Raw genomic sequence first — 26,691 nt, forward strand, 5'->3', positions numbered from 1 at the left:
CACCTCGTGGGGGCCGATCAGTGGCGCTTACTGCATCAATATTTATGTTCATTAATCTTCTGGAATTTTCAGAAATAGTCTCGAACCAACCGGCGTGCGAATGCCATTCGCGCCTTCCCCGATTTGCTGTCTCAGCCCAACTGCCCCTATCCGATCGTAGAAGTTTCTTGCTGTCAAAGTTATCCCAGTCTCCAGTCCAATAAAATCTGTCTAAGTATTCAAGTTTAATATTTGTAATATTAACTGCATCATTGATAATGCTTAGCAAAGGAGGGATAGTTTGTTCCATTTGTCCAATGAAGGGCTGCCATCTAACATACCTTGCATTATTCCATACAAGCGCCATAGGTGTAATTATACAATTCAAAGACCGGTCCATATTTGAGTATACAATGGCACCGAAACCAGATTGCTTCGGGGTTGCAACTCCACTTTGCGGATCGATTTCAAATGAGAGTTGCGATTGAACCTGCGCGCCCATCTGAAGTTGGGAAAACAAGGGGCCAGCCTTCGTGCGAATTTTTTGTAAAAGCTTTTCAGTGATAGGCTCGCCAAACCCTACGGTTGCCGAGCACCGCTCGATGGCATGAGCCGGATAAATGGGTTCGAAGCGCGGGGTCTCAGTCATCTGAGCCGATCCAAAAAAATGCATCGTGCGCTCGCTCGGTTAAGCGACCACAAACGAGATAAGGGCTGGGAACTGCGCCGCACAAGCAGGTGCCGTGTCAGAGGCTTCAAGCCTCCGCTACGTTTGCAGCGGGTCCGCAGCCAGAAGAGTGAGCTTGCCGCTACGTTTGCACGCGGGTGTCGCTTAGGGAGGCTCTGTTACCCTTATTGTTACCCTGCTATATGGCCGACAAACAAAAGGCGCGTTAAGTGCCTGTAATTGTTGGTGAGCGCGTTGGGGTTCGAACCCAAGACCTACAGATTAAAAGTCCGTTGCTCTACCAGCTGAGCTACGCGCTCGCGTCCGCCGTGCGGTCGGCCGCGCGGGCCGGCCCCGGGGAGGCGTGGGTGGAATAGGGGAGGCCGCCGGACGGGTCAACATGGGGGTTGCGCCGAACGGCGTCGCATCCGTGCCGCGCGGGCGCCATGGTCTGCTGGCATCGGCGGTCGGACGCCCGGATGTCGGGCCGGAACGTCAGCCGTGATCCCTCCCCGCCCTGCCCCGACCTCGCCTGCCCGTCGCTGGCCTCGCTTCGCCCTCGCCTTCGCCCTTGCCGGCCTCGGGTTCGGCCTGGCCGCGATCGGTTTCGTCGCGGCGATGGACCCTTACGGCCTGCGCGCGAGCCCCGGGCGGCCGGGCGCGATCATGGATCGCAACCAGCGCTTCATGTACCCGCGGATCGCGCGGGCCGGCGGATACGACGCGGCGGTGTTCGGGACCTCGACGGCGCGCCTCCTCGATCCGCACGACCTCGACCGGGCGTTCGGGGTGCGCTTTGCCAACCTCGCCGTCAACGCCGCGACGCCGGACGAGCAGCGCACCCTGGCAACACTGTTCCTGCGCCGGAACGCCGTGCGCGCCGTGCTGTTCGCGCTGGATTCCACCTGGTGCGCCGCCGCCCCGCCCCGCCGCACCGCGCACCCGTTCCCGGACTGGCTCTATGCGGAGGGCGCCCCGTGGGGCTGGCTGCGGCAGGTGAACGGGCAGAGCCTCGGGATCGCGGCCCAGGTCGCGCTCCACCGCCTCGGCCTCGCGCCGGCCCGCATCCGCGGCGACGGCTTTTCCGTGTTCACGCCGCCGGAGGCCGCCTACGACCCGGTCCGCGCCGCGCGCCACATCCACGGCGGCGGCAGCCCGCTCGACCCGGAGTCGGGCGTGGGGCCGGCGGCGCGGGCGGGCGACGCCGCGCCCGACGCCATTCATGACGCCATGCCGATGCTCGACGTCCTCGACGGGCTGCTCGCCGCGGTGCCGGAGGCGGCGCGCAAGCTCGTCGCCTTCATGCCGGTCCACGTGGCGGCGCAGGCGCCGGCCGGCACGCCGGAGGGCGCGCGCGAGGCCGCCTGCAAGCGCCGTGTCGCCGCGATCGGCAAGGCGCGGGGGGTGGTGGTAGTGGATTTCCGCCTACCCTCGCCGATCACCACGCGCGACGAGAACTATTGGGACGCCCTGCACTACCGCCTGCCGGTGGCGGCGCGCGTCGTCGCGGGCCTGCAGGCGGCGGCCGAGGCGGGCGCGGACGCCCCCGACGGCAGCTACCGGGTGCTGGCGCATCCGTGATGCGCGAAAGGGCTTTCAGCCGGCGGCGTCGCGCTCGGCCCGGGCCCAGCCCGCGCGGGTCTCCTCGCAGAACGCGTCGAGCCGGCCCTCCGTGATCGCCACGCGCATCCCCGCCATCAGGTCCTGGTAGTAGGCGAGGTTGTTCCAGGTCAGCAGCATCATCCCCAAGATCTCGTCGGAGCGCACGAGATGGTGGAGGTAGGCGCGAGAATACGCGCGCGACGCCTCGCACGCGGAAGCCTCGTCCAGCGGCCGCGTGTCCTCGGCGTGGCGGGCGTTGCGCAGGTTGATCCGGCCGTGGCGGGTGTAGGCGAGGCCGTGGCGGCCGGCGCGCGTCGGCATCACGCAATCGAACATGTCGATGCCGCGCGCGACCGAGCGCATCAGGTCGTCCGGCGTGCCGACGCCCATCAGGTAGCGCGGCTTGGTGCTCGGTAGGTGCGGCTCCACCGTCTCGATCATCGCGAGCATCACCGCCTGCGGCTCGCCGACCGCGAGGCCGCCGATCGCGTAGCCCTTGAGGTCGAGGTCTGCCAAAGCCCGGGCGCTCTCGATCCGAAGCTCCGGCACGTCGCCGCCCTGCACGATCCCGAACATCGCCTTGCCCGGCTGCTCGCCGAAGGCGGTGCGGCAGCGCTCGGCCCAGCGCAGCGACAGGCGCATCGCCTTCTCGATCGCCTCGCGCTCGGCCGGCAGGCGCACGCACTCGTCGAGCTGCATCTGGATGTCAGAGCCGAGCAGGCCCTGGATCTCGATCGAGCGCTCCGGCGACATGTGGTGGGCGGTGCCGTCCACATGCGAGCGGAAGGTCACGCCCTGCTCGTCGAGCTTCCGCAGCGCGGAGAGCGACATCACCTGGAAGCCGCCGGAATCGGTGAGGATCGGCCCGTCCCAGCGCATGAAGCGGTGCAGGCCGCCGAGCCGCGCCATCCGCTCGGCGCCGGGGCGCAGCATCAGGTGGTAGGTGTTGCCGAGCACCACGTCGGCGCCGAGGTCGCGCACCTGGCTCGCATACATGGCCTTGACCGTGCCGGCGGTGCCGACCGGCATGAAGGCCGGCGTCCGGATTTTTCCCCGCGGCATGGTGATCGCGCCGGTGCGGGCTTGCCCGTCGGTGGCGTGGACGGCGAAGGCGAAGTCTGTGTCGGACATGGCGGGGACGGCTTCCAGATGCTTTCGGATCGCACCTCTCTCCTTCTCCTCGACCGGTCCCTCCGTCATCCCGGGGCTGCGCAGCAGAGTCCAGGATCCAGAGCCGCCGACGATGCCAGGCTGGAACACGACCTGCGGTTCTTGGATCCCGGGCTCGCCTTCGGCGCCCCGGGATGACGGGGAGGGTCTGGAAGCGGAGTCTAAGAGATCGGCGCGTTCGGCGACCTGCTTGCAGGGATGGGAAGAGGCGCGTTCGGCAAAAACCCTATCAGACCGGGGCGGGAAACAGCAGGCTCGAATCGCCGTAGGAGTAGAACCGATAGCCCTGCGCGATCGCGTGGGCGTAGGCGGCGCGCATGGTGTCGAGGCCGGAGAAGGCCGAGACCAGCATGAACAGGGTCGAGCGCGGCAGGTGGAAGTTGGTCATCAGCGCGTCCACCGCGCGGATGCGCGTGCCGGGGGTGATGAAGATCTCGGTCGGGCCGGCGAAGGGGTGGAGCCGCCCCTCCGCGTCGGCGGCGCTCTCCAGCAGGCGGAGCGCGGTGGTGCCCACCGCCACGATCCGTCCGCCGGCCGCCCGCACCGCGTTGAGGGCGTCGGCGGTCGCGGCATCCAGGATGCCGACCTCGGCGTGCATGCGGTGGTCGGCGGTGTCCTCGGCCTTGACCGGCAGGAAGGTGCCCGCCCCGACATGCAGGGTGAGCGTATGGCGGCCGATCCCGGCGGCGTCGCACCGCGCCAGCAGGTCGTCGGAGACGTGCAGGCCGGCGGTGGGGGCGGCGACGGCGCCGGGGTTGCGGGCGTAGACCGTCTGGTAGTCGGTGGCGTCCCGTGCGTCGGTGGGGCGCTTGCCGGCGATGTAGGGCGGCAGCGGCAATTCCCCGACGGCGGCGACGGCTTCGTCGAGGGCCGGCCCGGCGAGGTCGAAGCGCAGGGTGATCTCGCCCCCCTCGCCCTTGGCCGCAACGGTCGCGTCGAGGCCGCCGCGTTCGCAGGGCTCGCTGGCCCCGTGCCGGCCGAAGGCGATGCGGTCGCCGACGGTCAGGCGCTTGGCCGGGCGCGCGAAGGCACGCCAGAGATCGGGCGCCTCGCGCAGGTGCAGCATCACCTCCGTGCGCTGGCCCGGTGCGCCGGGACGGGTGCGGATGCCGTGGAGGCGCGCCGGGATCACCTGCGTGTCGTTGAAGACCAGGGCGTCGCCCCGGCGCAGCAGGCCCGGAAGGTCGGCGACGCGCGCATCCTCCAGCCCGTCTGGGTGGGAGCCTCCGCCGGGGCGCACGACGAGCAGGCGTCCGGCGCCGCGCGGCTCGGCCGGGCGGAGGGCGATGCTGGCCTCGGGCAGGTCGAAATCGAACAGGTCCACGCGCATGGGGCCGGCACCTGCACCGCCCCGCGCCGGGAATCAATCCGGGCGGGGGCAATCGATGCGGCGGAGCCCGCAGGGAACCGCGTCCGACCGCCCTCCGTTCACGGCAGGCGTCGATCCCGCTTTGCTTCCCGACTCGGAGCCTCCATGCCCTGGTACGCCGTGCGCCCCCGCGATCCCGCCGACCCGCGCTGGCCTCTGCCGGGCAAGCCGCAGATCGTGCTCAAGGGCGCGGACCCGGCCGAGGCGCGTGAAAAATTCGAGCAGGCCTATCCGAGCACGCCCTTCGGCACGCCGTCCACCCCAGTGCCCGACGGCGCCGGCAGCTTCGCGGGCGACGCCGAGGCGCTGGTCGTCGAGGAGACCGCGGAACCGACCCCGCCGCGTTGAGCGTTTTGGGATATCGAGCGTAGGCCCTTTCCGGGCGGAGGGACGGATGACGGCGCAGGCGGAGCGGACCACCCTCGACGGGCAACTCGTCGGCTACTGGGCTCGCGAGGCCGACCGCCTTGAAGCGCTCGCCGCCGCGGCCCGGTTCGGCTGGCAGAAGCGGCGCTTCCTGCGCCGGGCCGCAGACGCGCGGGCCCGGGAGGCGCAGAGCGAGGCGCGCGAGACCGCCCGCGCGAGTGGAGCCGCCTCCCCCGCCTGATCACAAGATAGCTTCGGCTAAGTTCCTTGCCCCGGCGTGCAAGGTGTGCAGCAGCCTCGAAGCTGTGCTGTGGCCTTGAACCTTTGCCGTGGCCTTGCGGGTGGACGGTCGATTAGAGCCGCCGGGTCGTTTCCCCGGACCCGTCATGAGTCGCACGCAGAAAGCCGCCCTCGCCAGCGCCGTCGTCGGCCTCGCGGTCACGGGGCTGAAATTCCTCGCCTACTGGCTCACCGGCAGCCTCGCGCTGTACTCGGACGCGCTCGAGAGCATCATCAACGTGGTCGCGGCGCTGAGTGCGTTCGTCGCCCTGCGGGTGGCCGGGCTGCCGGCCGACGAAGACCACCCCTACGGCCACCACAAGGCGGAGTTCTTCTCGGCGGTGATCGAGGGATCGCTGATCATCGTCGCGTCGCTGCTGATCCTGCGCGAGGCGTATTATGGCATCCTGGCGCCCAGGCCCGTCGACGCCCCCGCCATCGGCCTCGCCATCAACGCCGTCGCCACGGCGATCAACGCGGTGTGGGCGTGGGCGCTACTGCGCTGGGGCAAGGCCTGGCGCTCGCCGGCCCTGGTCGCCGACGGCCGCCACGTGCTCGCCGACGTGTTCACCTCGGGCGGCGTGCTCGTCGGCGTGGTCCTGGTGCTGGTGACCGGCATCCCGGTGCTCGATCCGGTGGTCGCGGGGCTCGTCGCCCTGAACATTCTCTGGTCCGGCTGGAAGATGGTCCGCGAATCCGTCGACGGCCTGATGGACCGGGCCGCGCCCGGCGACATGGTCGGGCAGATCCGCTCGCTGATCTCGCTCCACGGCGAGGGCGCGCTGGAGGCGCACGACGTCCGCACCCGCTACGCCGGTCAGGCGACCTTCATCGACTTCCACCTCGTCGTGCCCGGCGAGATGAGCGTGCGCGAGGCGCACGAGATCTGCGACCGGCTCGAGGACGCGCTGGAGACCACGATCCCCGGCGCCGTGGTGGTGATCCACGTGGAGCCGGCCGAGCACGCGAAGTTCCGCGGCGTGCCGGTGCTCTGAGACCGCGTCTCGAGACCAGGAATCCATGAGGTCCGGCGGATGACCGCCCCGCCGTCGCGGGGCGCGTCGGACCCACCGCATTCCGAGGCGACGCCTGCCTGCCGGCGCGTCTGCGCATTCTGCCACGCCTCCGGATCAATGCAACTTATGGTGGGATAGGACCCAGGGGTTTCAAAGTTCGTTAACCAGGTTCTCAGATTGTACCGGGTGCCACGATACGTTCACAGGTTGTTATCGAACGGAACGTGGCCGAGCATGGTGCGGCTGAAGGCCTATGATGGTGTGTGCTTCTCCTGTCGATCGCAATGCCGGCCGGCGCGGCCGGCGGGCGACCCGCCTCGCGGTGTCGCTCGCCTGCGCGGCCGCCCTGTCCGGGTGCATGGCGACCCGCGCGCGGCAGGCCGCGCCCTCTGCGGTCGGCGACGTCGCGCGGACCGGCTCCATCCCCGAGGCGCCGCCGGCGGTCGTCGCCGCGGCGCAGGAGGAGGTCGGGCGCACCATGCGCCTCGGGCTGATGAACTACCGCCTCAACGTCGGCGACAACCTCGAAGTCTCGCTGCTGATCGATTCCAGCGTGGTCCAGCCGACCTATCGGCTCAACCCGAACGACGAGTTCGACGTCGATTTCCGGACGCACCCTGAATACAACCGGACGGTTGTGGTCCGGCCGGACGGGCGGATCTCGCTGCCCGGCAAGAACGGCATCATGGTCGCCGGCCTGTCGCCCGAGCGCGCCGCCACCCTGATCCGCGAGACCTACGACGACGTCCTGATCAACCCGGTCGTCACGATCCTGCTGCGCAAGTTCCGCACGCCCATCGACGACTTCCGCGACCTGACCCAGCGGTCCGACATCGGCCGCGTCAAGCTGATGGCGATCGAGCCGGACGGCAAGATCAACCTGCCGATGGTGCCCCCGGTCCAGGCGGCCGGCCGAACCGTCAACGAGGTCTCGGCGGCGCTGTCCGCCGCCTACCGGCACCACCTCGCCTCGGTCAGCCCGAGCGTGCGGCTCGCCTCGCTGGTTCCGGCCAACACCATGGTGTTCGGCGAGGTCCGGGTGCCCGGCCCGGTCACCCTATCGGGGCCGCGGACGCTGGCCCAGGTCCTCGGCACCGCCGGCGGCGTCCTGCCGACCGCGGCCGGCGAGGCGGTGCGGATCATCCGCTTCGACGCGGGCGCGCAAGGAACCGTGCAGGTGGTCGACATCAGCGTGCCGGGCTTGGCCGACTCGATCGTCGTGCCGCCGAACGCCACGGTCTACGTGCCGCCCTCGGTGCTCGCCAAGACCGCGCGCGCGGTCGACCTCGTGGTCCGCCAGATCCTGCTCTTCAACGGCACCGGCTTCGGCGTGAACTACATCACCGGCCCGTCCGCCTCGACCTCCACCAGCACCACGGCGAGGGCAGCCCTATGAGCGGCACCGAGACAGCCCTCGACCCGCGGGGCTTCGAGCGGCATGGCTTCGAGCGGCATGGCTTCGAGCGGCATGGCTTCGATCTGCGCGACGGGCTCGGCGCCCTGTTCCGCCACGCCCGCCCGGCGCTGCTGATCCTGGCCGCGGCCCTGGTCGGGGCCGGGATCTACCTCCTGCTGACCCCGACCGAGTACACCTCGGACGCCAAGCTCATCATCCGCCTCGGGCGCGAGAAGTCGGCCGCCCCGATCAATGGCGGCGCCAACCAGAACTACATGTTCTCCGAGCGCGCGCAGAACGTGAACAACGAGATCGAGATCCTGCGCGACCCGAGCATCGTGCGCGGCGAGTTCGAGGCGCTGAAGCGCATCATGCCGCTGGGCGACCTCGGCCAGCCCCCCGAGGAATGGGGCGCCTGGCTCGTCTACCAGGGGCGCCAGCTCGTGCGCGCCGCCAAGGCGGTCAAGACCTGGGTCGTCGACACCCTTCGGATCCCCTTCGAGGCGGTCGGCCTGCTGCGCCACCTCAGCCCGGACGAGAAGCTGTACGAGGCCTACCTCGCCTCCTTCAAGGTCGTGTTCGTCAAGGAGACGGACGTGATCGTCACCGGGTTCACCTGGACCGACCCGACCTTCGCGGCGGACGCCCTCAACCGCCTGCTCGACGCCTACAAGCGCCGCCACGTCGAGGTCTACGCCGACGAGACGCCGGCCTCGTTCTACGCGGGCAAGCTGGAGCGCGCCCGCGCCGAGCTCGCCGCGATCGACCGGCAGCTCGGCAAGTACCTCAAGGGCGCCAACACCGCGAGCTTCGCGATCGAGCAGCAGAACGACCTCGGCACGCTGGCCGACCTCGCCCGCCAGAAGTCGGCGGCGCAGATCGAGCGCGAGGGCGTCGAGACCCGCCTCAGGCGCACCAAGGAATCCGGCCCCGACCGCTGGCAGCCGACCCCGGCGGACGCCGACCCGACGGTGGCCGCCTTCGACCAGCGCTTCGCCGAGCTGCGCACCCGGCGCTCGGAACTCGCCACGCGGTTCCGCCCGGCGGCGCCCGAATTCGCGAGCCTCGACCGCGACCTCACCGAGCTCGCCCGGCAGAAATACCGCGCGCTGATCAGTGCCGACACCACCCGGCTCGCGGTGCTCGCGGAGAAGATCGCGGCGATCTCCAACATCGAGGCGTCGCGGCGCCAGGCGGCGATCGGCCAGAGCGACGCCTCCCTCGCCTTCGGCCGGCTCGGCCAGCAGAAGAGCCTGCTCGCCGACGAGATCGCCCAGACCCAGCGTCGCATCGACGAGCTGACGACCGGGACCGGCCTGGATTCGCAGTCCGTCACCTCGTCCGCGCTCGTCGCCCGGGCGGTGCCGCCGCGGCTGCCGAGTGGGCCGAACCGCCTGCTGATCCTCGGGCTCGCCGCCGGCCTCGGGCTCGTCGCGGCTCTGGCCTACGTCGCGCTGGCCGAGATCCTCGCCCAGACCTACCGCAGCGCGTCGGACGTGGCGCGCTCGCTGGGGGTGCCGGTGCTCGCCGCCCTCCCCTTGCGCGACGAGGGCCGCGCCGCGCCGCGGCGCTCCCGCGCCCCCGGCCTCCGTGGAGCCACCGCATGATCGCCGCCTCTTACGATCCGGCGGTGCCCGACCGCGCAGTGCTCGAGCCGGCCCTGGTGCAGCTCAACCGGCGCGAGGGGCCGCCGCTCCGGCGCATCGGCGTCACCGCGGTGCAGGCCGGAGACGGCGTCACCTCGCTCAGCCGCCAGCTCGCCGGGCTCTATGCAAGGCGCGACCTCGACGTGGTCTTGATCGAGGCGAACTGGGCCAAGCCCACGCTCGCCGCCGCCTACGGTCTTGCGGGCAAGCCGGGGTTCGCCGACATCGTCGTCGGCGCGGCGGCGCCCCTGGACGGCGTCCACCCGGTGGCCGACGGCTTCCACGTCGTCCCCGCCGGCACCGCCGCCGCGATCCGCGAGGCCGGCCTCGACGACGCCCGCGTCGAGGCCTTCCTCGGGCTCGTCGACCAGCGCTACCACCTCGCGATCCTCGATTGCGCGCCGATCGGGCAGATCGGCGACACCGCGGCGCTCGGCCCCCTCGTCGACGGCTTCGTCGTGGTCGTCGGGGCCGAACGGACCCGGCGGGTCGTGGCCGAGCAGGCGATGCGCGACCTCGACGCCGCGGGCGGCACCGCCCTCGGCGTCGTCCTCAACCGGACCCGGCGGCCGATCCCCGACTGGCTCTACCGGCGGCTCGGATGAGGCTCGCGCTCCGCACCCTTCCGCCGCTGGCGATCGGCGCCGGCGCCGCAGCAATGGCCGTGTCGCTGGCGAACGCGCCGCCGAAGTTCGCCGTCGTCGGGCTGGTCGCGCCGCTCGGCGGCCTCGCCGCCCTGATCCTGGGGCAGCGCGTCCGGTTGACGCCGTTCCTGCTCGTCGCCTTCGCGGTCGGGCTCACGGTCAAGCTCGACGTCAGCGTCTTCCAGCACTTCGAGGCGGTCGGACAGTACCTGCCGAGCATCGGCGGCGGCGCCGGGCTGACCGTCAGCGTCGCCTTCCTCGTGGCGCTGACGCTGATCGCCTTCCGGCTCGTCGGGATCGGCGAGGCCGGCCCGCAGCGCGTGTCGCTCGATCCGCCCCTGGTGCTGACGCAACTCGCCTTCATGGCGGCCGGCGTGCTCTCCCTCGTGAACGCGGGCGACCCGACCTACCTGTGGTTCGACGAGTGGCGTTTCCTCACCCTGCTCGTCGTCTCGGTCGCGATCGCCAACCTCGGCCCGCAAGACGTCCGCACCCTGGCGCTGGCGATCTGCGTCCTATGCTTGGTCCAGACCGCGGCGGCGGCGGTGCAGTACGTCACCGGCTCGGAACTCGGCCTCGGCGTGCTCGGCGAGGAGCAGATCGTCGAGGAGAACATCAACTTCCAGGCCCAGCGCCGCGCCGCCGGCTTCAAGGTCCACCCGAACATCCTCGGCTACTATTACGAGGTGGTGTGGCCGCTCGCGCTGGCTCTGGCGCTCTCCCGCGGCCCGGCCTGGCTGCGCCTCGTCGGGGCGATGGGCGCGCTCTCGGCGCTCAGTGGCGTGGTGCTGACACTGTCGCGGGCCTCGTGGCTCACCTACCCGCTCTCGGCGTCGCTCGTCGTGCTGCTGGTCTACCGCGACCGGCTGCTCTCGCGGGCGAGCCTGGTCGTGGCGGGCCTCCTCCTCGCCGTGGGCGTCGTCGCAGCGATCGTCGTCGGTCCGATGATCTGGGAGCGGCTGTTCGCCGACGACGGCGGCTCGGCGGCGCAGCGCGGCCCCCTGAACGCGGCGGCGCTCGCGCTGTTTTCGCAGTTCCCGATCCTCGGGGTCGGATTGAACAATTTCGGCAACATGTTCGCGACGCTGGACCACACCGGCCTGTCGCGGCTCGCCGGCCTGTTCGACCGCTCGAACCACGTCGTCCACAACCTCCACATCCTCGTCCTCACCGAGGTCGGGATCGTCGGATACGCCGCCTTCGCCCTGGTCTTCGGGATCGGCCTGTGGCGCGGCTTTTCCGCGGTGCGGCGCGCGCCGGTCGGCGACCCCCTCGCCGCGATCGCCGGCGCCTCGGCGATCGGGCTCCTCGCCCACCTCCTCCACGGCCTCGTCGACCCGGGCTTCCGCCTGAACCTCGGCATCGCCGAGCTGCTCTACACCGCGCTCGGGATGATCGCGGCGGTGGCGGCGGCGCAGCGCGCCGGCCGCATCGCCGCCCTCACCGCACCGAGCGCGGGTCCCTTCTCCCAGGGGGAGCAGGACAGGATGAGGGGCGTGACCTTTCCGGATGACGCACGCCCCTCACCCCAGCCCTCTCCCGCTGGGAGAGGAAGCCGCGTGGTGCCGTCCCGCGCCCGATCCGAACGACGGAGCGCGCGATGACCCCCGCCCTCAGCGTCCTCGTCGTCACCTACAAGTCCGGCGCCGACGTCGACACCTGCCTCGCCCTGCTCGCGGCGAGCCGGATCGACCGTCCCTACGAGGTGATCGTCGTCGACAACGCGTCCGGCGACGGCACGGCCGAGCGGATCGCTGCCGCCTGGCCCGACATCCGCGTGATCGCGGAGACGACGAACCACGGGTTCGCCGGCGCCAACGCCATCGCCTACGCCGCGGCCCGCGGCGACGCGATCCTGCTGCTCAACCCGGACGCGTACCTGCGCGACCCGGATGCGGTCGCGGTGGCGCTCGCCCACCTCGACGCCCACCCCCAGGTCGGCGCCGTCGGCCTGCGCCTCGTCTTCGAGGACGGGCGCCATCAGGTCGGCGACGCCGGGTTCGAGCCGCGCCCGCTCACCGTCGCGGTACACGCAGCCGGTCTGTCGGGGCGGTTCGGCTTGCGCGGGGTCTACCTGTCGGGCGGCCAGGCGCGAGCGCCGGGGCCGGTCTCCGTCGACTGGCTCTGCGGCGCCTTCCTGATGTTGCGGCGCGAGGCGGTGGAGGCGATCGGCGGCCTGTCGAGCCCGCTGTTCCTCTACGGCGAGGACGTCGACTGGGGCTGCCGGGTGCGCGACGCCGGATGGCGGGTCGAGTACCTGCCGGACCGCAGCGTGGTCCACCTCCAGGGCGGCTCGGGGAGCACCCGCTCCCCCCGCTGGCTCGACGGGCTCGCCGGCGTCTATCGGCTGCGCAACGGGGGGCGCCGGCTGTCCTCGCCGGCCTTCTTCGCGGTGCCGCTCTGGCTCGGGTTCACCGCGCGCGCGGCCGTCTACGGCCTGCTCGGCCGGCTGCGGCGCCGGCCGGACCTGTTGGGCAGGAGTCGCGACATGAAGCGGTTCGCGGACCACCTTACAAATATATAAACGAAGAAAGCTCAGTAATCGCTCAGCGCTTTCGGATGAAGACCATGTGATAGCCCTTGAACGGACCCGGCGTGAGCCGGAACAGCAACTCCCAAAACTTGCCCAGGACGATGTTCTCGCCATGATAGAACGGTTGCCCGTCGAACGCGTAGGTGAAGTGCTCGAACCGGTCAGTTGGGAAAAGCCGCTTCCGCGCCGCCTCCGTGTTCATCGTGTAGAGCGGCACGAACGAGTCGATCTCGACGCGGCGTGGCTCGACCAGGCGCAGCACCCGGGCGTGCAGCCGCTTCGGGACCAGCCGGGCTCCGACCCCGACATAGCCCCAGCGGTTGGGCGTCCAGGCGCAGAGCCAGCCGCCGGGGGCGAGGATGCGGCCGAGCTCCTGCGCCGTCCGCTCGGGCGTCTCGATGTGCTCCAGCACCGAGAAGGCCGAGATCAGGTCGAAGCTGGCATCGGGGAAGGGCAGCAGCCCGTCGTGGCCGACGAGCTTGACGGCGTCCGCCGTCTCGTTTCCGAGCACCGCCTCGTCGACGTCGCAGGCGGTGACGTGGGCGCAGCGCCCGCGGAAGTCCCCGAGCTGGCGGCGCAGTGGAACCGGGTCATGGCTCCACTTGCCGCGCCCGGCGCCGAACTCCATCACCCGCATGTCGGGGCGCAGCAGCGTGTTGACGCGGACGATGTACTCCATCCGGTGGTCCTGCCGGGAATAGCCCCCGGCTCCCATCTCGCGAAAAAGCCGCTCCTCGACGGTGACCGGCTCTCGATGGGGCATCGCGTCCTGGCGCAGAAGGGTGTCGTGGCCCATGAATCGTCCTCCTCAAGCGATGGGGTGGTGGGGACGCGCCGCGTGCGGGCGTCCGATGGCGGGCGGCACGCCGGCGCAGCGCGGCCGGCGGTGGCGATCCTCGGCACGCGGGGCGTCCCCGCGGCGCATGGCGGCTTCGAGACCCTGGCCGAACGGCTCGCGCTGGAGCTGGTCGCCCGCGGCTGGCGGGTCGAGGTCTACTGCCAGGTCGATCGGCCGACCGCGCCCTCGACCTGGCGCGGCGTCGACCTGATCCCGGTCCAGGCGTCGGGCGACGGCCCGCTCGCCACGATCCGGTTCGACTGGAAATGCACCTTGCAGGCGGCGTTCCGTCCGGCCCTGCCGCTGGTGCTCGGCTACAACACCGCCGCGTTCTCCCTGCTCTACCGGCTGACCGGAAAGCGCAGCGTGATGAACATGGACGGGATCGAGTGGCGCCGGGACCGCTGGTCGAGGCCCGCCAAGGTGTGGTTCTGGCTGAACGAGCATTGCGGCAGCCTGTTCTCGACGCACCTCGTCGCCGACCATCCCGAGATCGCCCGGCACCTCGCCCGCGTAAACGCGACGCGGCGCATCACCACCATCGCCTACGGGGCCGACCCCGTGGCCGACGCGCCGGCAACATCGCTGGCCGCCCTCGGGGTTGAGCCGCAGCGTTACGGCTTGGCCATCGCCCGCATCGTGCCCGAGAACCTTGTGCTGCAGGTGGTCCGCGCCTGGAGCGAGGTGAGCCCCGGCCTGCCCCTGGTGGTGCTCGGCAAACTCTCGGAGGCGGACGCCTACCACCGGGCGGTGCGCGCGGCCGCCGGGCCGGACGTGATCTTCGCCGGCGCGATCTACGAGGCGGACCGCGTCGCGGCTTTGCGCCGGCACGCCCGCTTCCATATCCACGGCCACACGGTCGGCGGCACCAACCCCTCGCTGGTCGAGGCGCTCGGCGCCGGTTCGCCGGTGCTCGCCCACGACAACGTCTTCAACCGCTGGGTGGCCGGACCCGACGCCGCCTTTTTCGGCGACGAGACCGAGTTGCGCCACGGCATCGTGCGGCTCGCCCGCGCCCCGGCCGGGCAGCTCGCGGCGATGTCGTCCGGCGCGCGGGCACGTCACGCCGAGGCCTTTGCCTGGGACGGCATCGTCGACGCCTACGAGCGGGTGCTGCGGGCGCAGCTCCCCGAAACCCGCGCCCGCCGCCGGGCCGCGGCCCGCGTCGAGGTCGCGGGCTGAGGCCACGGGATGGCCCCCGGCCCGGTGATAGAGGTTACGGGGGCGTCTCATGCGGCGCTCCTGTCCCGGGCGGGCCCGGAGGCTTGCGCGATCGTGATGTCTTCGGCGACCACAGGATCCGGCTCGCGGGTCGGGACGCTGGTCTGGCGCAGGCGCTGGACCGATACGGTCCCGGCCGGGATGTCCCGCAGGGTGGCGACCCCGACGCCGACCATCGCCCCGTCGCCGACCGTCACCGCCCCGAGGACGAGCGAATGGGCGCCGACCACGACGCCGTCGCCGAGGCGCGGCGCGTCCGCGGGGAACGGGTCGGCGGCCAGCACCGGGCGCGCGGGCGCGACCACTACCGCCGGCAGGATCACGAGGTCGCGCCCCGCCGTGCCGCAGAAGCCGATCCGGGCCGGGTGGGGCACGAACAAGCCGGGGCCGATCCGCGATCCCGGGTGAAAGGAGGCGCCCGTGAGGCGCGTCGACAGCCCGGCGACGGCGGCAGCGCTCCGCCGCCATCCGCGCAGGTGCAGCAGGTGGGCGACCCGGTGGAACGCGGCGCATTGCATCGCCGGCAGCAGCACCATCATCGCCGCGCGCGCGCGCGACATCGGCCTGTCGCCGCTGATCTGGCGCACGATCCGCGCGAGGTCGGCGGCCAGCATCCGCCGCATCACCGCCGGGCGGGCGTGGTCGAGGTTCGGTTCGGGCAGGGGCCGGGCGTCGCTCACGACGCGACGCCCCGTCCCGGCAGCGCGCGCCAGTCAGTCGGCGCCAGGTCGGTGTCGGGTTCGATGTCCTTGAGCACGAGGCAGCGCGGCCCGACACGGGCGCGGTCGCCGATCAGCACCGCGCCGAGCACGATCGAGGCCGGCTCGAGGACGACGTCGTCGCCGAGGCGGGGCAGGCCGGGGCCGCCGCCGACGTCGCGGTCCGGCGTCTTGTAGAGGCCGCCGATCGAGGCCTGGAAGCCGAAGGCGGCGTCGCGCCCGACGGCGCCCGCGATGATCGTGCCGTAGGGATGGGGCAGGAACATCCCGCCGGCGATCCGGGTCGAGGGCGGGATGTCCGAGCCCGTCAGCCAGCCGTTGACGATCCAGAGCAGCCACGCCGCCATCCGCCAGCCGTTCTCGTGGGCGTAGCGCGACATCCGATAGAGCCAGATCGCCTGGTAGCCGCGGCGCAGGCGCACCGGTCCGGGCATGCGGCGCGCCCAATGCGCCCGGTCGGCGCGGAGCGCCGCGCGCGTCTCCGCCCAGGAGATCGCGGCGACGCCGCCTGAATCGGTTCCGGCGAGGTCACGGGCTGCGAGCACGTCGGCTGACTTGGGCATGCCACTCTCTTTACGGTTGTATAATACTTATAGACGCAACCATAGGGCGTTTTCGCGGTATGCCCGTCCGGGCCGTGCGATCCTACAATCGTAGGTAGCATTCTTCCGGCGAAAATCACCGAAAGATGCGTATGGTGGTGAATCGAACCGACACGGGCCAAGACCGGAGGGGGATGCGCTACGGCATCAACCTCGTCGGGCAGGCGGCCGGCCGCGGGATCTACCTGCTGGCAGGCTTCGCGGCCTTCGTGATGGTGGCGAAGGTCGCCGGGCCGGTGGTGCTCGGCCATTACGGCATCGCGCTCGCCGCCCTGGCGATCGCCCTGATCGCCGCCGACTTCGGCACGACGCTGACCTTCGCCGCCCGCATCGGCGCCTGCGAGCCCGCCGCGCGGGCCGCCGCCCTCGCCGCCATGCTCTCCGCCCGGCTGATCCTCGGGGCGGGAACGGGCCTCGCGCTGCTCTGCGCCCTGCCGCTGCTGCCGGCGCCGACGCGGCCCGCGCTGACGCTGGCGGCGCTCGCCATGCCGCTCGTGGCCGCCCGCTTCCTCGACGCGCTGTTCCAGGTCTGCGGCCGGCCCGGCTGGTCGGCCTATCCCTCCCTCGGCAACGCCGCCGTGCTGGTCGTCGGGACCGCGCTGGCGCTGGCCCTCGACGCGCCGGAGGCGGTGTTGCCCCTGGTCGCGGTGGCGGCCGGGACGGCCTACGGCGCCATCGCCCTGGTGCTCGCCGGACGGCTCGTGCCGCTGCGCGTCGCCGCTCTTACGGACGGCCTCGCCACGATCCGCGGGGCGGCTGGCGTCGGCGTCTCGAACGCGCTCGGCACGCTCAACGCCCGCATCGGCCTGCTCGCGCTCGCCGCCTTCGCGGGGGCGGCCGAGGTCGGGCTGTTCACCGCCGGCTACCGCTTCTTCGAGCTCGGGGTCGCCGTCGCGATCACCTTGGCCGCGCCGCTGCTGCCGGTGTTCGGGCGCGCCGTCGGCGCCGGCACCCTGCCGGCGCAGACCCGCCTTGCGCTGCGCCTCGTCCTGTCCGTCGCCGGCCCCGGCGTGATCGCGGCCTGGGTGCTGGCCGACCCGCTGGTCCGCCTGCTGTTCGGGCCGGACTACGCGGCCAGCGTGCCGGTCCTGCGCATCGCCGCGCTGATGGCGGCGGCGATGATCGCCGCGACGATCCTGTTCTCGGCCCTGGTCGCGCTCGGCCGCACCGGCTTCGCGGTGCCGTTCAGCGCCGCCGGCTGCGCGGTGAACGCCGTCCTCTGCCTCGTGCTGGTGCCGCGGGCCGGCGCGACGGGCGCCGCGCTCGCGGCGCTCGCCGCCGAGTTCGCGATGCTCGCGGTGGTTGTGTTCGCGTTCCGCCGGTCCGTCGGGGCACCGCTCCTGCCCCGCGACTGGCCGGCGATCCTGGTGCCGACCCTCGCCATGGCGACCTGCGTCCTCGCGAGCCCGGCCGCCCTCGCCCCCGTCACCCTGCCGGCCGGCGCGCTGCTCGCGCTCGCCGGCGGCCTTTGGCTGCGCCCGCGCGATCCCCTCGCCGGCCCCTCCCTCACCAGCCCGCAATTCTCCAGCCCGCAATTCTCCAGCCGGCAACTCTCCAGCCCGCAACTCTCCAGCCCGCAACTCTCCAGCCCGCAACTCTCCAGCCCGGAAGCCTCGTCATGACGCCGGACACGCCCGCCGACACCCCGATCCTGTCGGTGATCATCCCGACCTACGGCCGCGCCGAGACCTTGCGGCTGACCCTCGCCGCCTTCGATCGCCAGGAGACGGAAGCCGCCTTCGAGATCGTGGTCTGCGACGACGGCTCCCTCGACGGCACCGGCGCGGTGATCAGCCGGGCGGTCGCGACCGCTCGGCGGCCGGTGGTGCACCTGCGCCAGGAGAACGCGGGGGCGAACGCCGCCCGCAACCGGTCGATTGAGGCCGCCCGCGGCACGCGCCTGCTCGTCGTCAACGACGACACAATCCCCGGCCCGAACCTCGTCGCGGCGCACCTGGCGGCCCACGCCCGGCGGGGGGGGCGCGAGACGGCGATCCTCGGGCGGATGACGATCGACCCGGCGCTGCCGTTCTCGCCGTTCGCGGCGCTCCACCACGACGCCTCCTACGACGCGCTCGCCGGCAAGGTCGAGCTCGGCTGGGACGCGTTCCTGACCTGCAACGTCAGCGTCGATGCCGGCTTTCTGCGCGAGGCCGGCGGCTTCGATCAGCAGTTGACCTGGCACGAGGACATCGAGCTCGGCGAGCGGCTGGCGCGGCGCGGGATGCGCCTGTTCTACGAGCCGCAGGCGCTGGCCTACCACCACCACTTCCTCGACGAGGCGGCCTACTTGGCGATCGCCGAGCGCGAGGGGGCGGCCCTGGTGCTGTGGTACCGCAAGCGCCCCGACCTCGCCCTGGACCTCGCCCGCCTCGGGCTCGTCGGCCCAGAACCCTTCGGTCGCGCGCGCCGCCACGCGCTGGCCGACCTCGTGATGCCGGAGGTCGCCCTGCCCGGCTGGCGCGCGGCGGCGCGCTCGCTCACCCGCCTCAGCCCGGCCGCCGGGCGGACGGTGTGGCGGCGGCTGTTCCAGCGCCGCAAGCGGCTCGCCATCGCCCGCGCTTTCGCGGAGGCCGCATGAGCATCCGCCTCCGGGCGACGGCGATCGTCGCGCTCCTGCCTATGCTGGCGGCCTCCACCGCCTGCCAGCCGGCGGAGCCCCCCAGCCTGCAGCGCATCCTCGTCGACCCGGCGGGCGCGACGATGCCCGGCTACCGGACGGTGGCGGCGCTGTCCGCCGTGCCCTTCGCGAGCCTGGCGGCCGGCAGCGCGGTGCTGGTCAAGGGCGGCCGCTTCGACGGCGTGGTCGTCGTCAGCGCCCGCGGCACCGCCGAGGCGCCGGTGACGGTGGCTGCTGTGCCCGGCACCGAGCCGGTGCTGTCGAACTCGGTGGTGTTCGAGGACGCGGCCTACGTCACCGTGTCCGGGCTGACGGTGCGGGGGGCGGTGAATTCCGGCTTCATCCTGCGCCGGGGCAGCCACCACGTCACCGTCCGGGATTCGGCGGTGGACGCCTCGGGGCTGGGCATCTGGATCGGCGACGGCTCCGGGGCGGGGCACCGCATCCTCGGCAACCGGCTCACCGGCAACAAGACCCACGGCATCGCCGTGGACGTGATCAACGCGCCCCCCGACGACCCGACGATCATCGCGAGCAACACGGTCTCCGGCAGCGGCATCCACGGGATGGAGATCAACGGGTCGGGCTACGTCGTCGAGGGCAACCGGGTCCACGACAACGGCGTCTCGATGTCGGGCACCTCGGGCATCCACGTCTACGCCAAGGATGCGGGGCAGGACGCGGGCGACCGCAACACCATCCGCTACAACGTCGTCACCGGGCAGCGGGAGACGACGGGCCAGGACGGCAACGGCATCCAGGTCGATCAGTGGTGCGACGACAACCTCGTCGCCTTCAACGTGACGACCGGCAACGACGGCGCCGGCATCAACCTGTTCGACGCCGGACGGACCCTCGTGTCCAACAACACCGTCGTCGGCAACATGGCCGATTCCGGCGGGCGGCACGCCTACAAGGGCGAGATCGTGCTGGCCAGCGACTACACGAAGCAGGTCGGCCGCACGGTCGACAACCGGGTGCTGAACAACATCGTTGTTGCGACACGGGGCGGCGTCGCCGCCATCGTCGTCGAGGCGACGAGCACCGGCCGCGGCAACGCCATCGGCCCCAACCTGCTGCGGCACGCGCCCGGCGGCTGGCTCTACGCCTACGGCGCCGCACGCACCGACGACGGCGCGTCGCTGCCGCTGGGAGCGCCCGCGCCGGACCTCACCGAGGCGCCGGCCTTCGCCGACCCCACGAAGCCCTTCGCGAACGGCTTCGCGCTGACGCGTGCGCTTTCGCGTCCCGGCATCCCGCTCGGTGCGACGCGGGACCTGATCGGCCGCCCCTACGCCCCCAACGAGGCCCCGACCTTCGGCGCCTATCGGAGCCCGTGACATGACCCGGATCGGAATCGACGCCCACGTCCTCGTCGGCAAGATGCAGGGCAGCCGCACCTGGCTCGTCAACGTGGTCGGCCGCGCGGTCGCGCGCCACCCGGACGCCACCTACGTGATCTATTCCGACGACCCCGTGCGCGCCGCGACGATGATTGCGGGCGCAAACGTCGAGCACGTCCGGCTGCCGCGTGTGCCCCGCGCCCTGCGGTTGCTGGCGGTCTGGCCCTGGCTCGTGCACCGCGACCGGATCGACGCCCTGCTGACCACCTACATCGCCCCGCCGCTGGTGCCGGGCGCGCGCCAGGTCGTCGTCGTCCACGACATCCTGTTCGAGACCCATCCGGCGTTCTTCGCCTTCGGCATGCGCTGGCGCACCCGCCTGCTGACGCGGCTCGGCGCCAAGCGCGCCCGCCTCGTCGTGACGATCTCGCGCTACAGCCGCGATTCGATCGCCCGGACCTACCGGATCGATCCGGACCGCATCGTCGAGGTGCGCTGCGGGACGAGTCCGCCCCGCACCGGGGCGATCACCCGGTCGCCGATCCGCGACGGGCGCCCCTACCTGATGATGGTCGGGCGGCTGGAGCCGCGGAAGAACCTCGCGCTGACGCTGGACGCCTTCGCGCGGCTCAGCCCCGGCGCCGCCCGCCTCGTGGTGGTGGGCAAGCCCGACGGGGAGAACCCGGAGACGCTGGCGCGGCTCTCGTCGATGGCGGACGTGGTGCACGTGGCCGGAATCGACGACCGCGGCCTCGGCGACCTCTACGCCAACGCCGCCGCCCTGGTGTTCCCGAGCGCCGGCGAGGGCTGGGGCATCCCGGTTCTGGAGAGCCTGGCGCTCGGCACGCCGGTGATCGCCTCGAACGTCACCGCCATCCCCGAATCGGGCGGCGACGCGGCGAGCTACTTCGACCTCGACGCGCCGGACCGCATCGAGCGCCTCGCCGCCCTGATGCAGGCGGCGGTGGAGGGGCGCCTGCCTTTCGACGCGGCCCGCGCCCGCGCCCACGTCGCCCGCCACGACTGGGACGGCCCGGCCACCGCCTTCGTGGACGCGATGCGCCGCGCCTTCCCGGCCCGCGACACGGCGGCGGAGCCCGTGCGCGGATTGGTGAAGTCGCACTGAGGGACCCACCATCCCGGGCCCCCAAGAGGCCGAGGGGGGCCGGCCCCCTCGGTCATCCGCGATGGAACGTCCAGCCGAATTCCGACAGCAGGAGGCGGGCGGCGGTCGCGTCGTCGGCGAAGCGCAGGCGCCCGCGGCCGGTCGCGACCAGGGCGGGGTCGCGGTCCGGCGCGAAGCCACGGTCCGTCGCCTCGCCGGCGCGTTCGAGCGCGATCGCCAGGGCGGCGCGCGGGAAGCTGCCGTCGGGATCGGTCGGCGTGCGGGCGGCGGCGCGGAGCAGGGGCGGCGCGTCCAGGGCGACCTCGGGTCCGACCAGGGCGCGGGCGGCCGCGCGCAGGTGCGGCAGGCCGATGGCGTCGTCGCCCGCCGTGCCGGCGGCCGCCCAGGCCTCCGCGACGAGGCGGTCGGCGAGGCCCGGCAGGCCTCGACACAGCGTCGCCGCCGCGCTGCGGCCGATCTTCGAGATCGCGGCCGCGCGCCGGGCGACGACCGCCTCCAAGGCGGCGGCGGTCTCCGATTCGGAGAGCAACGGGATCGGGACCGCCTGCGCCCCGGCGACGCTTTTGGGCGCGCCAGCGACCAGCCAGCCGAGCTGCGGCATCCCGGCCGCGAGATGCGCGAGCGCCCGCAGGAAGTTGGGCTCGGCGACCGCCCCGATATCGGTAAGTACGATGGCGACGGGGCCGGAAACATCACTGGCGTCAAGGCCTTCGGCCAGGATCTCCGTGAGACGCGCGAAGGTGGTCTCGGGCGTGCAGCGCAGGCCGAGCACGCGGGTCCGGCGCGCCAGCGCGTCGGCGACGGCGGCGGCGATCGCGGTGCTGCCGCTGCCTGCCGGGCCGGTCAGGCACACCGGCTGCCGCGCTTCGGTCACCAGGACCCGAAGCCGCCAGACGAGCGCATCGCGGCCGACGAGCCCGGACGCGTGGCGGGCTTCGGCGTCGCGCGGGCGGATCGTGCCGGAGCGGTTCGGCCGGATGAGGTCTCGGGCTGTCGCGAGCATCAGGGAGCGTTCCGATTCGGGCCGCCGGCGGCGGTCCCGAACCAGAGTGGCGGCAGAGGGTGAAGGTGATATTAACCCTGGGTTGTATTTAGCGCACCGGTTCCCGCGCTCATGGGCCAGGTCAGCCCGCGATGCCGGTCAGCCATTTCAGGGTGATCAGGGTGCCGGTCACCGTGAGCGCGCCGCCGATCCGCGTGGCGATCTGGGCGAACGGCATCAGCGCCATCCGGTTGGAGGCCGTGAGGATCGCCACGTCGCCGGTGCCGCCCTGCCCCGAATGGCAGGCGTTCACGATCGCGGTCTCGATCGGGTACATCCCGAGCAGGCGCCCGACGACGAAGCCGGTGCCCATCAGCGTGGTCACGGTGGCGACGATGGTGATCAGGTTGGTGACGGTGAAGGCCGCCATCAGCTTGTCCCACGGGGTGAGCGCGACGCCGATGGCGAAGAGCAGCGGATAGGTCATGCCGGTCTGCACGAACTTGTAGACCACGAAGCCGCCGGCCTGGAGATGGGGCGAGACCGCGCTCGAGAGCTTGGCCAGCACCGCCAGGAACAGCATCGCCACGGGCGCCGGCAGGCCGGTGAGGTGGTGGGCCATCACGCCGAGGAGATAGAGGGTGATCGCGGTGAGCCCGGCGGCGGCGATGGTCGAGACGTCGACCTGGCCGGAATTGGCCTCCTCCTTCGCGACCGCGTCGCCGGGGGGCGTCCCGTCGTGGTCGGGCTGAAGCTTTCCCTCGCCGGTCAGGCCGGGATAGCGCTTGCCGACGAAGTTCAGGGTGCCCGAGAGGATGATCGCCGTGAGGCTGCCGAGCATCACCGGCGGCAGCACCTGGGCGAACACGTCGCCCTGCGGCTGGCCGAGGATCTGGGCGTAGCCGATCGAGAGCGGGATCGCGCCCTCGCCGACGCCGCCGGCCATGATCGGCACGACGATGTAGAAGAAGGTGTGGTGGGCGCCCAGGCCCAGCGTCGTCCCGACGAGCGTCCCGACCGCGGCCGCGACAACCGAACCCACAGCCAGCGGCACGAAGATCTTCAGGAAGCCCTTGATCAGGACGTCCCGGTCCATCCCGAGGATGGAGCCGACGATGATCGCCGCGATGTAGATGTAGAGGAAGTTGGTGAACTTCGTGAAGTCGACGATCGCCTTCTCGACCTGCGGCGGGATCAACTTGTAATAGACAAGCGCCGACGGCACGAAGGTCGCGAAGATCGCCCCCGCGCCGATGTTGCGCAGGATCGGCAGTCGCTTGCCGATCTCGGCGCAGGTGAAGCCGCCGAGCACCAGCACGGCGATCATCGTCGGGCCGTCGGGGCGGATCTCGCCCTCGGCGGTCAGGATCGCCAGGAGCACCGCGACGATCACATAGATCGGCAGCGGAATGATGCCGATCTGGGTGTCGACCAGCCGCCACCAGCCGAGAGGCCAGAACCGGCGCGACGGCTCCGAGGCCGAGACAGGTCGATCCGCGAGCGGCGGTGAGGTGGGGCGCGTCACGGGGTTTCCTCCGAAGATCCGGCCTCTTGGCGGGCCGGTCCAGTCCTGCCGCCGGCGGCGACCTGCCGGGCGTGCGGCACATCGAGATCGGATCGCGGACGGATGAGACCGCGTTCGGTCCGACTCGGGCGGGCCGGACGTTGCCGGCGACGCTTTGATCTCAGCCCGAAGCGGCTTCGAAGGTCAATGCCTCCCGCACGTGCCGGTGGAGAGACCGCCGCGACTGTCTCAAACCTGCGACGACGCGCACGGCCCGGCACGAAAAAGGCCCGGCTGCGGCAGCCGGGCCTCGATCGTGCCGTAGGTCTCTCGAAGCCCCGCGTCGCGCGGTTCCCTCGGGGACCGCGCGACGTCTCTGCCTGACTTAGAAGTCGCGCTGGACGCGGATACGGACCTGCGAGACGTTGTCGCTGCTGGTGGTGCGCACGAACCCGCCGGCGTTGATCGCGGCGACACGGGCGGTCGAGTAGGCGGTCGGATCCTTGTCGTTGTCGATCACGCGGCCGTTCTTGACGCCGATCAGGGTGTAGAAGCCTTCCACACCGATATCGAGGTCCTTGACCGGCGACCAGATCAGGCTCGCGCCGGCGACGAACTGGTAGGTGTCGCGGAGCGCCTGGCTGAGGTTGTAGAAACGGGTGCCCGGGGTGCCGACGGAGCTGGCGCCGAAGTTAACGAGGGCTGCAGGGTTGCCGATTGGGTTGGTGGTGTAGAGCGAGTAGGCGTCGCCCTGGCCGGCGCGGGCGCCTGCCGAGAACGACTGCTCGCCGTAGGAGCCGAAGAACGCCGAACGCCACTCGGGCGACCAGTAGTGCAGCATCGAGGCGACGGCGGTGAAGCTTTCAGAGGTCGAGAGCTGGCCGGTGTACGGGTTGATCGTCGCGTCGGAGAAGAACTGCGCGAACTTCTGGCCCTGCATGGCGATCGTGCTCTGCGTGAACGAGCCGGTGAGCGAGGAGTAGCCGGTGTAGAGCTGCGCACCGTTGCCGTAGGCGCCCTGCAGGTAGAGGGTGTCGCCGGGGGCGATGAACGGCAGGTTGACCTTCACGCCGCCCTGCACGGCGTAGCCGTAGGCGTTGTTGGTGTGGGCGATGCTGACGTTCGTGCCGGCACCGGTGCCGGCGCCAGCAGCGACGTTGCCGACGTTCAGCTCGTGCACGGCGGCCGAGAGCTGGGCAGAGCCCCACGCTGCGTCGTATCGGACAGCGCCGACGAAGTCGGGCATCCGGCTGCGCTCGATCGCATCGATGGTGCTGTAGCGGGTCGGGACCGCACCGGTGTAGCCGATGAAGACCGGCACAGGCGAGACCGTGAGACCGAAGTTCGCGACCGCTGCGTTGACCGTGACGCCAGCCACGTTGACGGTGGGCGAGAAGATCGGCGTGCGGCGATAGACCGGGTCTTCCACCGAGAGCGTGGCCGAGAAGCCGTTGCCGAGCGTCGCGGTGTAGGCGGCGAGGTTGGTCGAGGCCGTGTCGGAGCCGGCGGTGCCACCGATGAACTCGAAGTCGTGGGCGTAGAAGTCGAAGAACGACGCGGCGCGACCGGCGGTGAAGCCGGCGAACTGCACGAAGGCCTTGTCGACGTTCGAGTACTGCTGCAGGCGGCCGAAGCCGTCGACGCCGGTGCCGACGAAGGCCGCGCCCTGGCGCTGCTGGGTCCCGGAGGTGCCGACGCCCGCGTAGCCGGAGCGGCTGCCGGCATCGAGGCGGATGAAGGCGCGGAGCGTGCCGTAGGCGGTCTGGGTGCGGGCATCGACGTTGATGCGCATGCGGCCCTGGTAGCCGGTCAGGTCGCCGTTGCCGGCGGCGCGGGAGTTGCTGGTCTGGTAGCCGGTCTCGAAGCGGGCGCGGCCCGAGAGGCGGATGCAGGTGTCGGTGCCGGGGATGTAGAAGAAGCCGGCGCCGTAGGCGGTGCAGACGCGGACGTATTCGATCGGGGCGGCCTTCTTGACCGGCAGATCGGCAGCCTGCGCGCCGGCGACGGCGGCGAAGCCGGCGGCCGAAGCGAGCAGGGTCATCTTCAAGAGCGACATAGATATCACAAAAGCTTCGAGACCCGAGGATCGTACGGTCGCGCGGCCGGGGCCGATCGCGACGTACGTTTCTTGTGCGGCCCGCTTTTTAGGTGCGGGCTCATCGGGCCCGCTTTTGCGATGCCCCCCAGAGCCCAATTACTGTGTGCGAACCGGTTCCCCCAAGCAATGTCGAATCGTCCGCCAAGACCTCGTGCGACGCCGCTGTTGCATGACGGCAACGAATCGACTGGCCTTTAGCTATCTTACTGACGGATGTAGCAATCTGTTTCGCCCGCCCAGTCGAGGAACGCGTCGAAATACAGATCGGGACGGCACCTCGCATTCCGATTGTGTAAAATGTCGTTCTTTCAATCTGTGGTATGCTTCGGATCGTGATCTTGCACGTCGCGTCGTGGCCTCACCACGTTTGGCCCTCGTGGCGTATGGCGGCGAATACATAATTTTAGCGAGTTATACCAAGCCTCGCTGAGCAGGACTCTTGTGGGGTAGCGTCGGCATCTCGGTCGTGATTCTTTCCTTGGGTTTGGAGCCTGAGGAGGATGCGATGGCTGCACCGGTGCCGCTGCGGTCGGACTTCGATGCCGAGGCCTTGCGCGGTCTGGCCAAGGGTTCGCGTGATCCGGCGCAGACCCGCCGCCTGTTGGCGCTGTCGGTGATTGCCGCGGGTGGTTTGCGCTTGGAGGCGGCCGAGATCGGCGGGGTCGGGTTGCAGACGGTGCGCGACTGGGTCGTGGCCTTCAACGCCGATGGACCGGACGGGCTGGTCGACGGCAAGGCCCCCGGGGCCCGGCCGCGCCTGAACGCCGACCAGCGCGATGTCCTCAAGGCGCTGGTCGACCAGGGACCGACGCCGGCCGCACACGGTGTGGTGCGCTGGCGGTTGTGCGATCTGGCCCAGATCCTGTCCGAGGATCACGGCGTGTCGGTGTCCGAGCAGACGCCGAGCCGGGTGCTACGGGCCATGGGCTACCGCAAACTCTCGGCCCGCCCGGGACTGTCAGGAATTTCGT

24 protein-coding genes and 1 tRNA gene are annotated in these 26,691 nt (G+C 71.2%); 15 read left to right on the top strand and 10 right to left on the bottom strand.

Annotation, left to right across the window (positions count from 1 at the left end; genetic code table 11):
* A partial coding sequence (locus MFF13_RS19260; protein WP_238272746.1) for a hypothetical protein occupies nucleotides 1–628 on the bottom strand: 628 nt, incomplete at its 3' end.
* 262 nt (nucleotides 629–890) lie between these two features.
* Nucleotides 891–966 (bottom strand) — tRNA-Lys (locus MFF13_RS19265).
* A 181-nt stretch (nucleotides 967–1,147) separates the two neighbouring features.
* Between MFF13_RS19265 and MFF13_RS19270 the strand changes: the two genes are divergently transcribed.
* Nucleotides 1,148–2,227, top strand: a complete 1,080-nt coding sequence (locus MFF13_RS19270; RefSeq protein ID WP_238272747.1) for a hypothetical protein — start codon at nucleotides 1,148–1,150, stop codon at nucleotides 2,225–2,227.
* Nucleotides 2,228–2,242: 15 nt separating this feature from the next.
* Here MFF13_RS19270 and tgt read toward each other — a convergent pair whose 3' ends face one another.
* Together tgt and queA are read right to left on the bottom strand one after the other, a co-directional pair.
* Nucleotides 2,243–3,379 (bottom strand): tRNA guanosine(34) transglycosylase Tgt, encoded by a 1,137-nt coding sequence (gene tgt / locus MFF13_RS19275; RefSeq protein ID WP_238272748.1) that lies wholly within the window; start codon nucleotides 3,377–3,379, stop codon nucleotides 2,243–2,245.
* A gap of 268 nt (nucleotides 3,380–3,647) precedes the next feature.
* Nucleotides 3,648–4,748, bottom strand: a complete 1,101-nt coding sequence (queA, locus tag MFF13_RS19280; protein WP_238272749.1) for a tRNA preQ1(34) S-adenosylmethionine ribosyltransferase-isomerase QueA — start codon at nucleotides 4,746–4,748, stop codon at nucleotides 3,648–3,650.
* A 144-nt stretch (nucleotides 4,749–4,892) separates the two neighbouring features.
* On the opposite strand from queA, the gene MFF13_RS19285 reads away from it, so the two are divergent.
* The 8 genes from MFF13_RS19285 (at nucleotide 4,893) to MFF13_RS19320 (ending at nucleotide 12,658) form a co-directional block, all read left to right on the top strand.
* The gene (locus MFF13_RS19285) at nucleotides 4,893–5,135 is read left to right on the top strand and encodes a hypothetical protein (protein ID WP_238272750.1); all 243 of its coding nucleotides are present in this window, start codon (nucleotides 4,893–4,895) and stop codon (nucleotides 5,133–5,135) included.
* 46 nt (nucleotides 5,136–5,181) lie between these two features.
* Nucleotides 5,182–5,394 carry a hypothetical protein gene (locus MFF13_RS19290; protein ID WP_238272751.1) on the top strand — a complete coding sequence of 71 codons (213 nt, stop codon included), beginning with the start codon at nucleotides 5,182–5,184 and terminating at the stop codon, nucleotides 5,392–5,394.
* A gap of 145 nt (nucleotides 5,395–5,539) precedes the next feature.
* Nucleotides 5,540–6,427, top strand: a complete 888-nt coding sequence (locus MFF13_RS19295; RefSeq protein ID WP_147754572.1) for a cation diffusion facilitator family transporter — start codon at nucleotides 5,540–5,542, stop codon at nucleotides 6,425–6,427.
* Between the two features lie 343 nt (nucleotides 6,428–6,770).
* Nucleotides 6,771–7,844, top strand: coding sequence for a polysaccharide biosynthesis/export family protein (locus MFF13_RS19300; RefSeq protein WP_238272752.1), 1,074 nt, complete (start codon nucleotides 6,771–6,773; stop codon nucleotides 7,842–7,844).
* Nucleotides 7,841–9,451 carry a GumC domain-containing protein gene (locus MFF13_RS19305; RefSeq protein WP_238272753.1) on the top strand — a complete coding sequence of 537 codons (1,611 nt, stop codon included), beginning with the start codon at nucleotides 7,841–7,843 and terminating at the stop codon, nucleotides 9,449–9,451. The genes MFF13_RS19300 and MFF13_RS19305 overlap by 4 nt, the downstream gene beginning before the upstream one ends.
* Nucleotides 9,448–10,095 carry a CpsD/CapB family tyrosine-protein kinase gene (locus MFF13_RS19310; RefSeq protein WP_238272754.1) on the top strand — a complete coding sequence of 216 codons (648 nt, stop codon included), beginning with the start codon at nucleotides 9,448–9,450 and terminating at the stop codon, nucleotides 10,093–10,095. Before MFF13_RS19305 ends, MFF13_RS19310 begins: the two co-directional genes overlap by 4 nt.
* Complete coding sequence (locus MFF13_RS19315; protein WP_238272755.1) at nucleotides 10,092–11,738, top strand: O-antigen ligase family protein; 1,647 nt, start codon at nucleotides 10,092–10,094, stop codon at nucleotides 11,736–11,738. Before MFF13_RS19310 ends, MFF13_RS19315 begins: the two co-directional genes overlap by 4 nt.
* On the top strand, nucleotides 11,735–12,658 hold the full coding sequence (locus MFF13_RS19320; RefSeq protein ID WP_238272756.1) for a glycosyltransferase family 2 protein: 924 nt from the start codon (nucleotides 11,735–11,737) through the stop codon (nucleotides 12,656–12,658). The genes MFF13_RS19315 and MFF13_RS19320 overlap by 4 nt, the downstream gene beginning before the upstream one ends.
* Before the next feature lie 22 nt (nucleotides 12,659–12,680).
* On the opposite strand, the gene MFF13_RS19325 is transcribed toward MFF13_RS19320, so the two are convergent.
* Entirely contained in the window at nucleotides 12,681–13,463 is a 783-nt protein-coding gene (locus MFF13_RS19325) for a class I SAM-dependent methyltransferase (RefSeq protein ID WP_238272757.1), read from the bottom strand.
* A 90-nt stretch (nucleotides 13,464–13,553) separates the two neighbouring features.
* On the opposite strand from MFF13_RS19325, the gene MFF13_RS19330 reads away from it, so the two are divergent.
* Complete coding sequence (locus MFF13_RS19330) at nucleotides 13,554–14,687, top strand: DUF1972 domain-containing protein (RefSeq protein WP_147831579.1); 1,134 nt, start codon at nucleotides 13,554–13,556, stop codon at nucleotides 14,685–14,687.
* Nucleotides 14,688–14,734: 47 nt separating this feature from the next.
* On the opposite strand, the gene MFF13_RS19335 is transcribed toward MFF13_RS19330, so the two are convergent.
* Both MFF13_RS19335 and MFF13_RS19340 read right to left on the bottom strand, forming a co-directional pair.
* Complete coding sequence (locus MFF13_RS19335; protein WP_187277455.1) at nucleotides 14,735–15,406, bottom strand: serine O-acetyltransferase; 672 nt, start codon at nucleotides 15,404–15,406, stop codon at nucleotides 14,735–14,737.
* Entirely contained in the window at nucleotides 15,403–16,008 is a 606-nt protein-coding gene (locus tag MFF13_RS19340; protein ID WP_238272759.1) for a serine acetyltransferase, read from the bottom strand. The genes MFF13_RS19335 and MFF13_RS19340 overlap by 4 nt, the downstream gene beginning before the upstream one ends.
* Before the next feature lie 173 nt (nucleotides 16,009–16,181).
* On the opposite strand from MFF13_RS19340, the gene MFF13_RS19345 reads away from it, so the two are divergent.
* From MFF13_RS19345 to MFF13_RS19360, 4 genes are read left to right on the top strand one after another with little or no spacing between them, the layout of a single operon-like run.
* Nucleotides 16,182–17,669: a polysaccharide biosynthesis C-terminal domain-containing protein gene (locus tag MFF13_RS19345; protein ID WP_238272760.1), complete on the top strand. Its 1,488-nt coding sequence runs from the start codon at nucleotides 16,182–16,184 to the stop codon at nucleotides 17,667–17,669.
* On the top strand, nucleotides 17,666–18,628 hold the full coding sequence (locus MFF13_RS19350; RefSeq protein ID WP_147763607.1) for a glycosyltransferase family 2 protein: 963 nt from the start codon (nucleotides 17,666–17,668) through the stop codon (nucleotides 18,626–18,628). The genes MFF13_RS19345 and MFF13_RS19350 overlap by 4 nt, the downstream gene beginning before the upstream one ends.
* Nucleotides 18,625–20,007 (top strand): right-handed parallel beta-helix repeat-containing protein, encoded by a 1,383-nt coding sequence (locus tag MFF13_RS19355; RefSeq protein WP_238272761.1) that lies wholly within the window; start codon nucleotides 18,625–18,627, stop codon nucleotides 20,005–20,007. Before MFF13_RS19350 ends, MFF13_RS19355 begins: the two co-directional genes overlap by 4 nt.
* Nucleotide 20,008: 1 nt before the next feature.
* The gene (locus MFF13_RS19360) at nucleotides 20,009–21,136 is read left to right on the top strand and encodes a glycosyltransferase family 4 protein (protein WP_238272762.1); all 1,128 of its coding nucleotides are present in this window, start codon (nucleotides 20,009–20,011) and stop codon (nucleotides 21,134–21,136) included.
* Between the two features lie 52 nt (nucleotides 21,137–21,188).
* Here MFF13_RS19360 and MFF13_RS19365 read toward each other — a convergent pair whose 3' ends face one another.
* From MFF13_RS19365 to MFF13_RS19375, 3 genes are all read right to left on the bottom strand, one after another.
* A complete protein-coding gene (locus tag MFF13_RS19365) occupies nucleotides 21,189–22,139 on the bottom strand; it encodes a hypothetical protein (protein ID WP_238272763.1) in 951 nt (316 codons plus the stop codon).
* Nucleotides 22,140–22,260: 121 nt separating this feature from the next.
* Nucleotides 22,261–23,643, bottom strand: coding sequence for a 2-hydroxycarboxylate transporter family protein (locus tag MFF13_RS19370; protein ID WP_238272764.1), 1,383 nt, complete (start codon nucleotides 23,641–23,643; stop codon nucleotides 22,261–22,263).
* 364 nt (nucleotides 23,644–24,007) lie between these two features.
* Nucleotides 24,008–25,678: a porin gene (locus tag MFF13_RS19375; RefSeq protein ID WP_238272765.1), complete on the bottom strand. Its 1,671-nt coding sequence runs from the start codon at nucleotides 25,676–25,678 to the stop codon at nucleotides 24,008–24,010.
* Nucleotides 25,679–26,186: 508 nt separating this feature from the next.
* Between MFF13_RS19375 and MFF13_RS19380 the strand changes: the two genes are divergently transcribed.
* On the top strand, nucleotides 26,187–26,691 hold a 505-nt coding region (locus MFF13_RS19380), incomplete at its 3' end, for a helix-turn-helix domain-containing protein (protein ID WP_238272766.1).

This window comes from Methylobacterium cerastii, assembly GCF_022179125.1.
GTDB lineage: Bacteria > Pseudomonadota > Alphaproteobacteria > Rhizobiales > Beijerinckiaceae > Methylobacterium > Methylobacterium cerastii.

Bases quoted from the DNA above. Each gene is read 5' to 3' on its own strand.
- tgt (WP_238272748.1), bottom strand. From the start codon at position 3,379: ATGTCCGACACAGACTTCGCCTTCGCCGTCCACGCCACCGACGGGCAA.
- queA (WP_238272749.1), bottom strand. From the start codon at position 4,748: ATGCGCGTGGACCTGTTCGATTTCGACCTGCCCGAGGCCAGCATCGCC.
- MFF13_RS19285 (WP_238272750.1), top strand. From the start codon at position 4,893: ATGCCCTGGTACGCCGTGCGCCCCCGCGATCCCGCCGACCCGCGCTGG.
- MFF13_RS19290 (WP_238272751.1), top strand. From the start codon at position 5,182: ATGACGGCGCAGGCGGAGCGGACCACCCTCGACGGGCAACTCGTCGGC.
- MFF13_RS19295 (WP_147754572.1), top strand. From the start codon at position 5,540: ATGAGTCGCACGCAGAAAGCCGCCCTCGCCAGCGCCGTCGTCGGCCTC.
- MFF13_RS19305 (WP_238272753.1), top strand. From the start codon at position 7,841: ATGAGCGGCACCGAGACAGCCCTCGACCCGCGGGGCTTCGAGCGGCAT.
- MFF13_RS19310 (WP_238272754.1), top strand. From the start codon at position 9,448: ATGATCGCCGCCTCTTACGATCCGGCGGTGCCCGACCGCGCAGTGCTC.
- MFF13_RS19315 (WP_238272755.1), top strand. From the start codon at position 10,092: ATGAGGCTCGCGCTCCGCACCCTTCCGCCGCTGGCGATCGGCGCCGGC.
- MFF13_RS19320 (WP_238272756.1), top strand. From the start codon at position 11,735: ATGACCCCCGCCCTCAGCGTCCTCGTCGTCACCTACAAGTCCGGCGCC.
- MFF13_RS19325 (WP_238272757.1), bottom strand. From the start codon at position 13,463: ATGGGCCACGACACCCTTCTGCGCCAGGACGCGATGCCCCATCGAGAG.
- MFF13_RS19340 (WP_238272759.1), bottom strand. From the start codon at position 16,008: ATGCCCAAGTCAGCCGACGTGCTCGCAGCCCGTGACCTCGCCGGAACC.
- MFF13_RS19345 (WP_238272760.1), top strand. From the start codon at position 16,182: ATGCGCTACGGCATCAACCTCGTCGGGCAGGCGGCCGGCCGCGGGATC.
- MFF13_RS19350 (WP_147763607.1), top strand. From the start codon at position 17,666: ATGACGCCGGACACGCCCGCCGACACCCCGATCCTGTCGGTGATCATC.
- MFF13_RS19355 (WP_238272761.1), top strand. From the start codon at position 18,625: ATGAGCATCCGCCTCCGGGCGACGGCGATCGTCGCGCTCCTGCCTATG.
- MFF13_RS19360 (WP_238272762.1), top strand. From the start codon at position 20,009: ATGACCCGGATCGGAATCGACGCCCACGTCCTCGTCGGCAAGATGCAG.
- MFF13_RS19365 (WP_238272763.1), bottom strand. From the start codon at position 22,139: ATGCTCGCGACAGCCCGAGACCTCATCCGGCCGAACCGCTCCGGCACG.
- MFF13_RS19375 (WP_238272765.1), bottom strand. From the start codon at position 25,678: ATGTCGCTCTTGAAGATGACCCTGCTCGCTTCGGCCGCCGGCTTCGCC.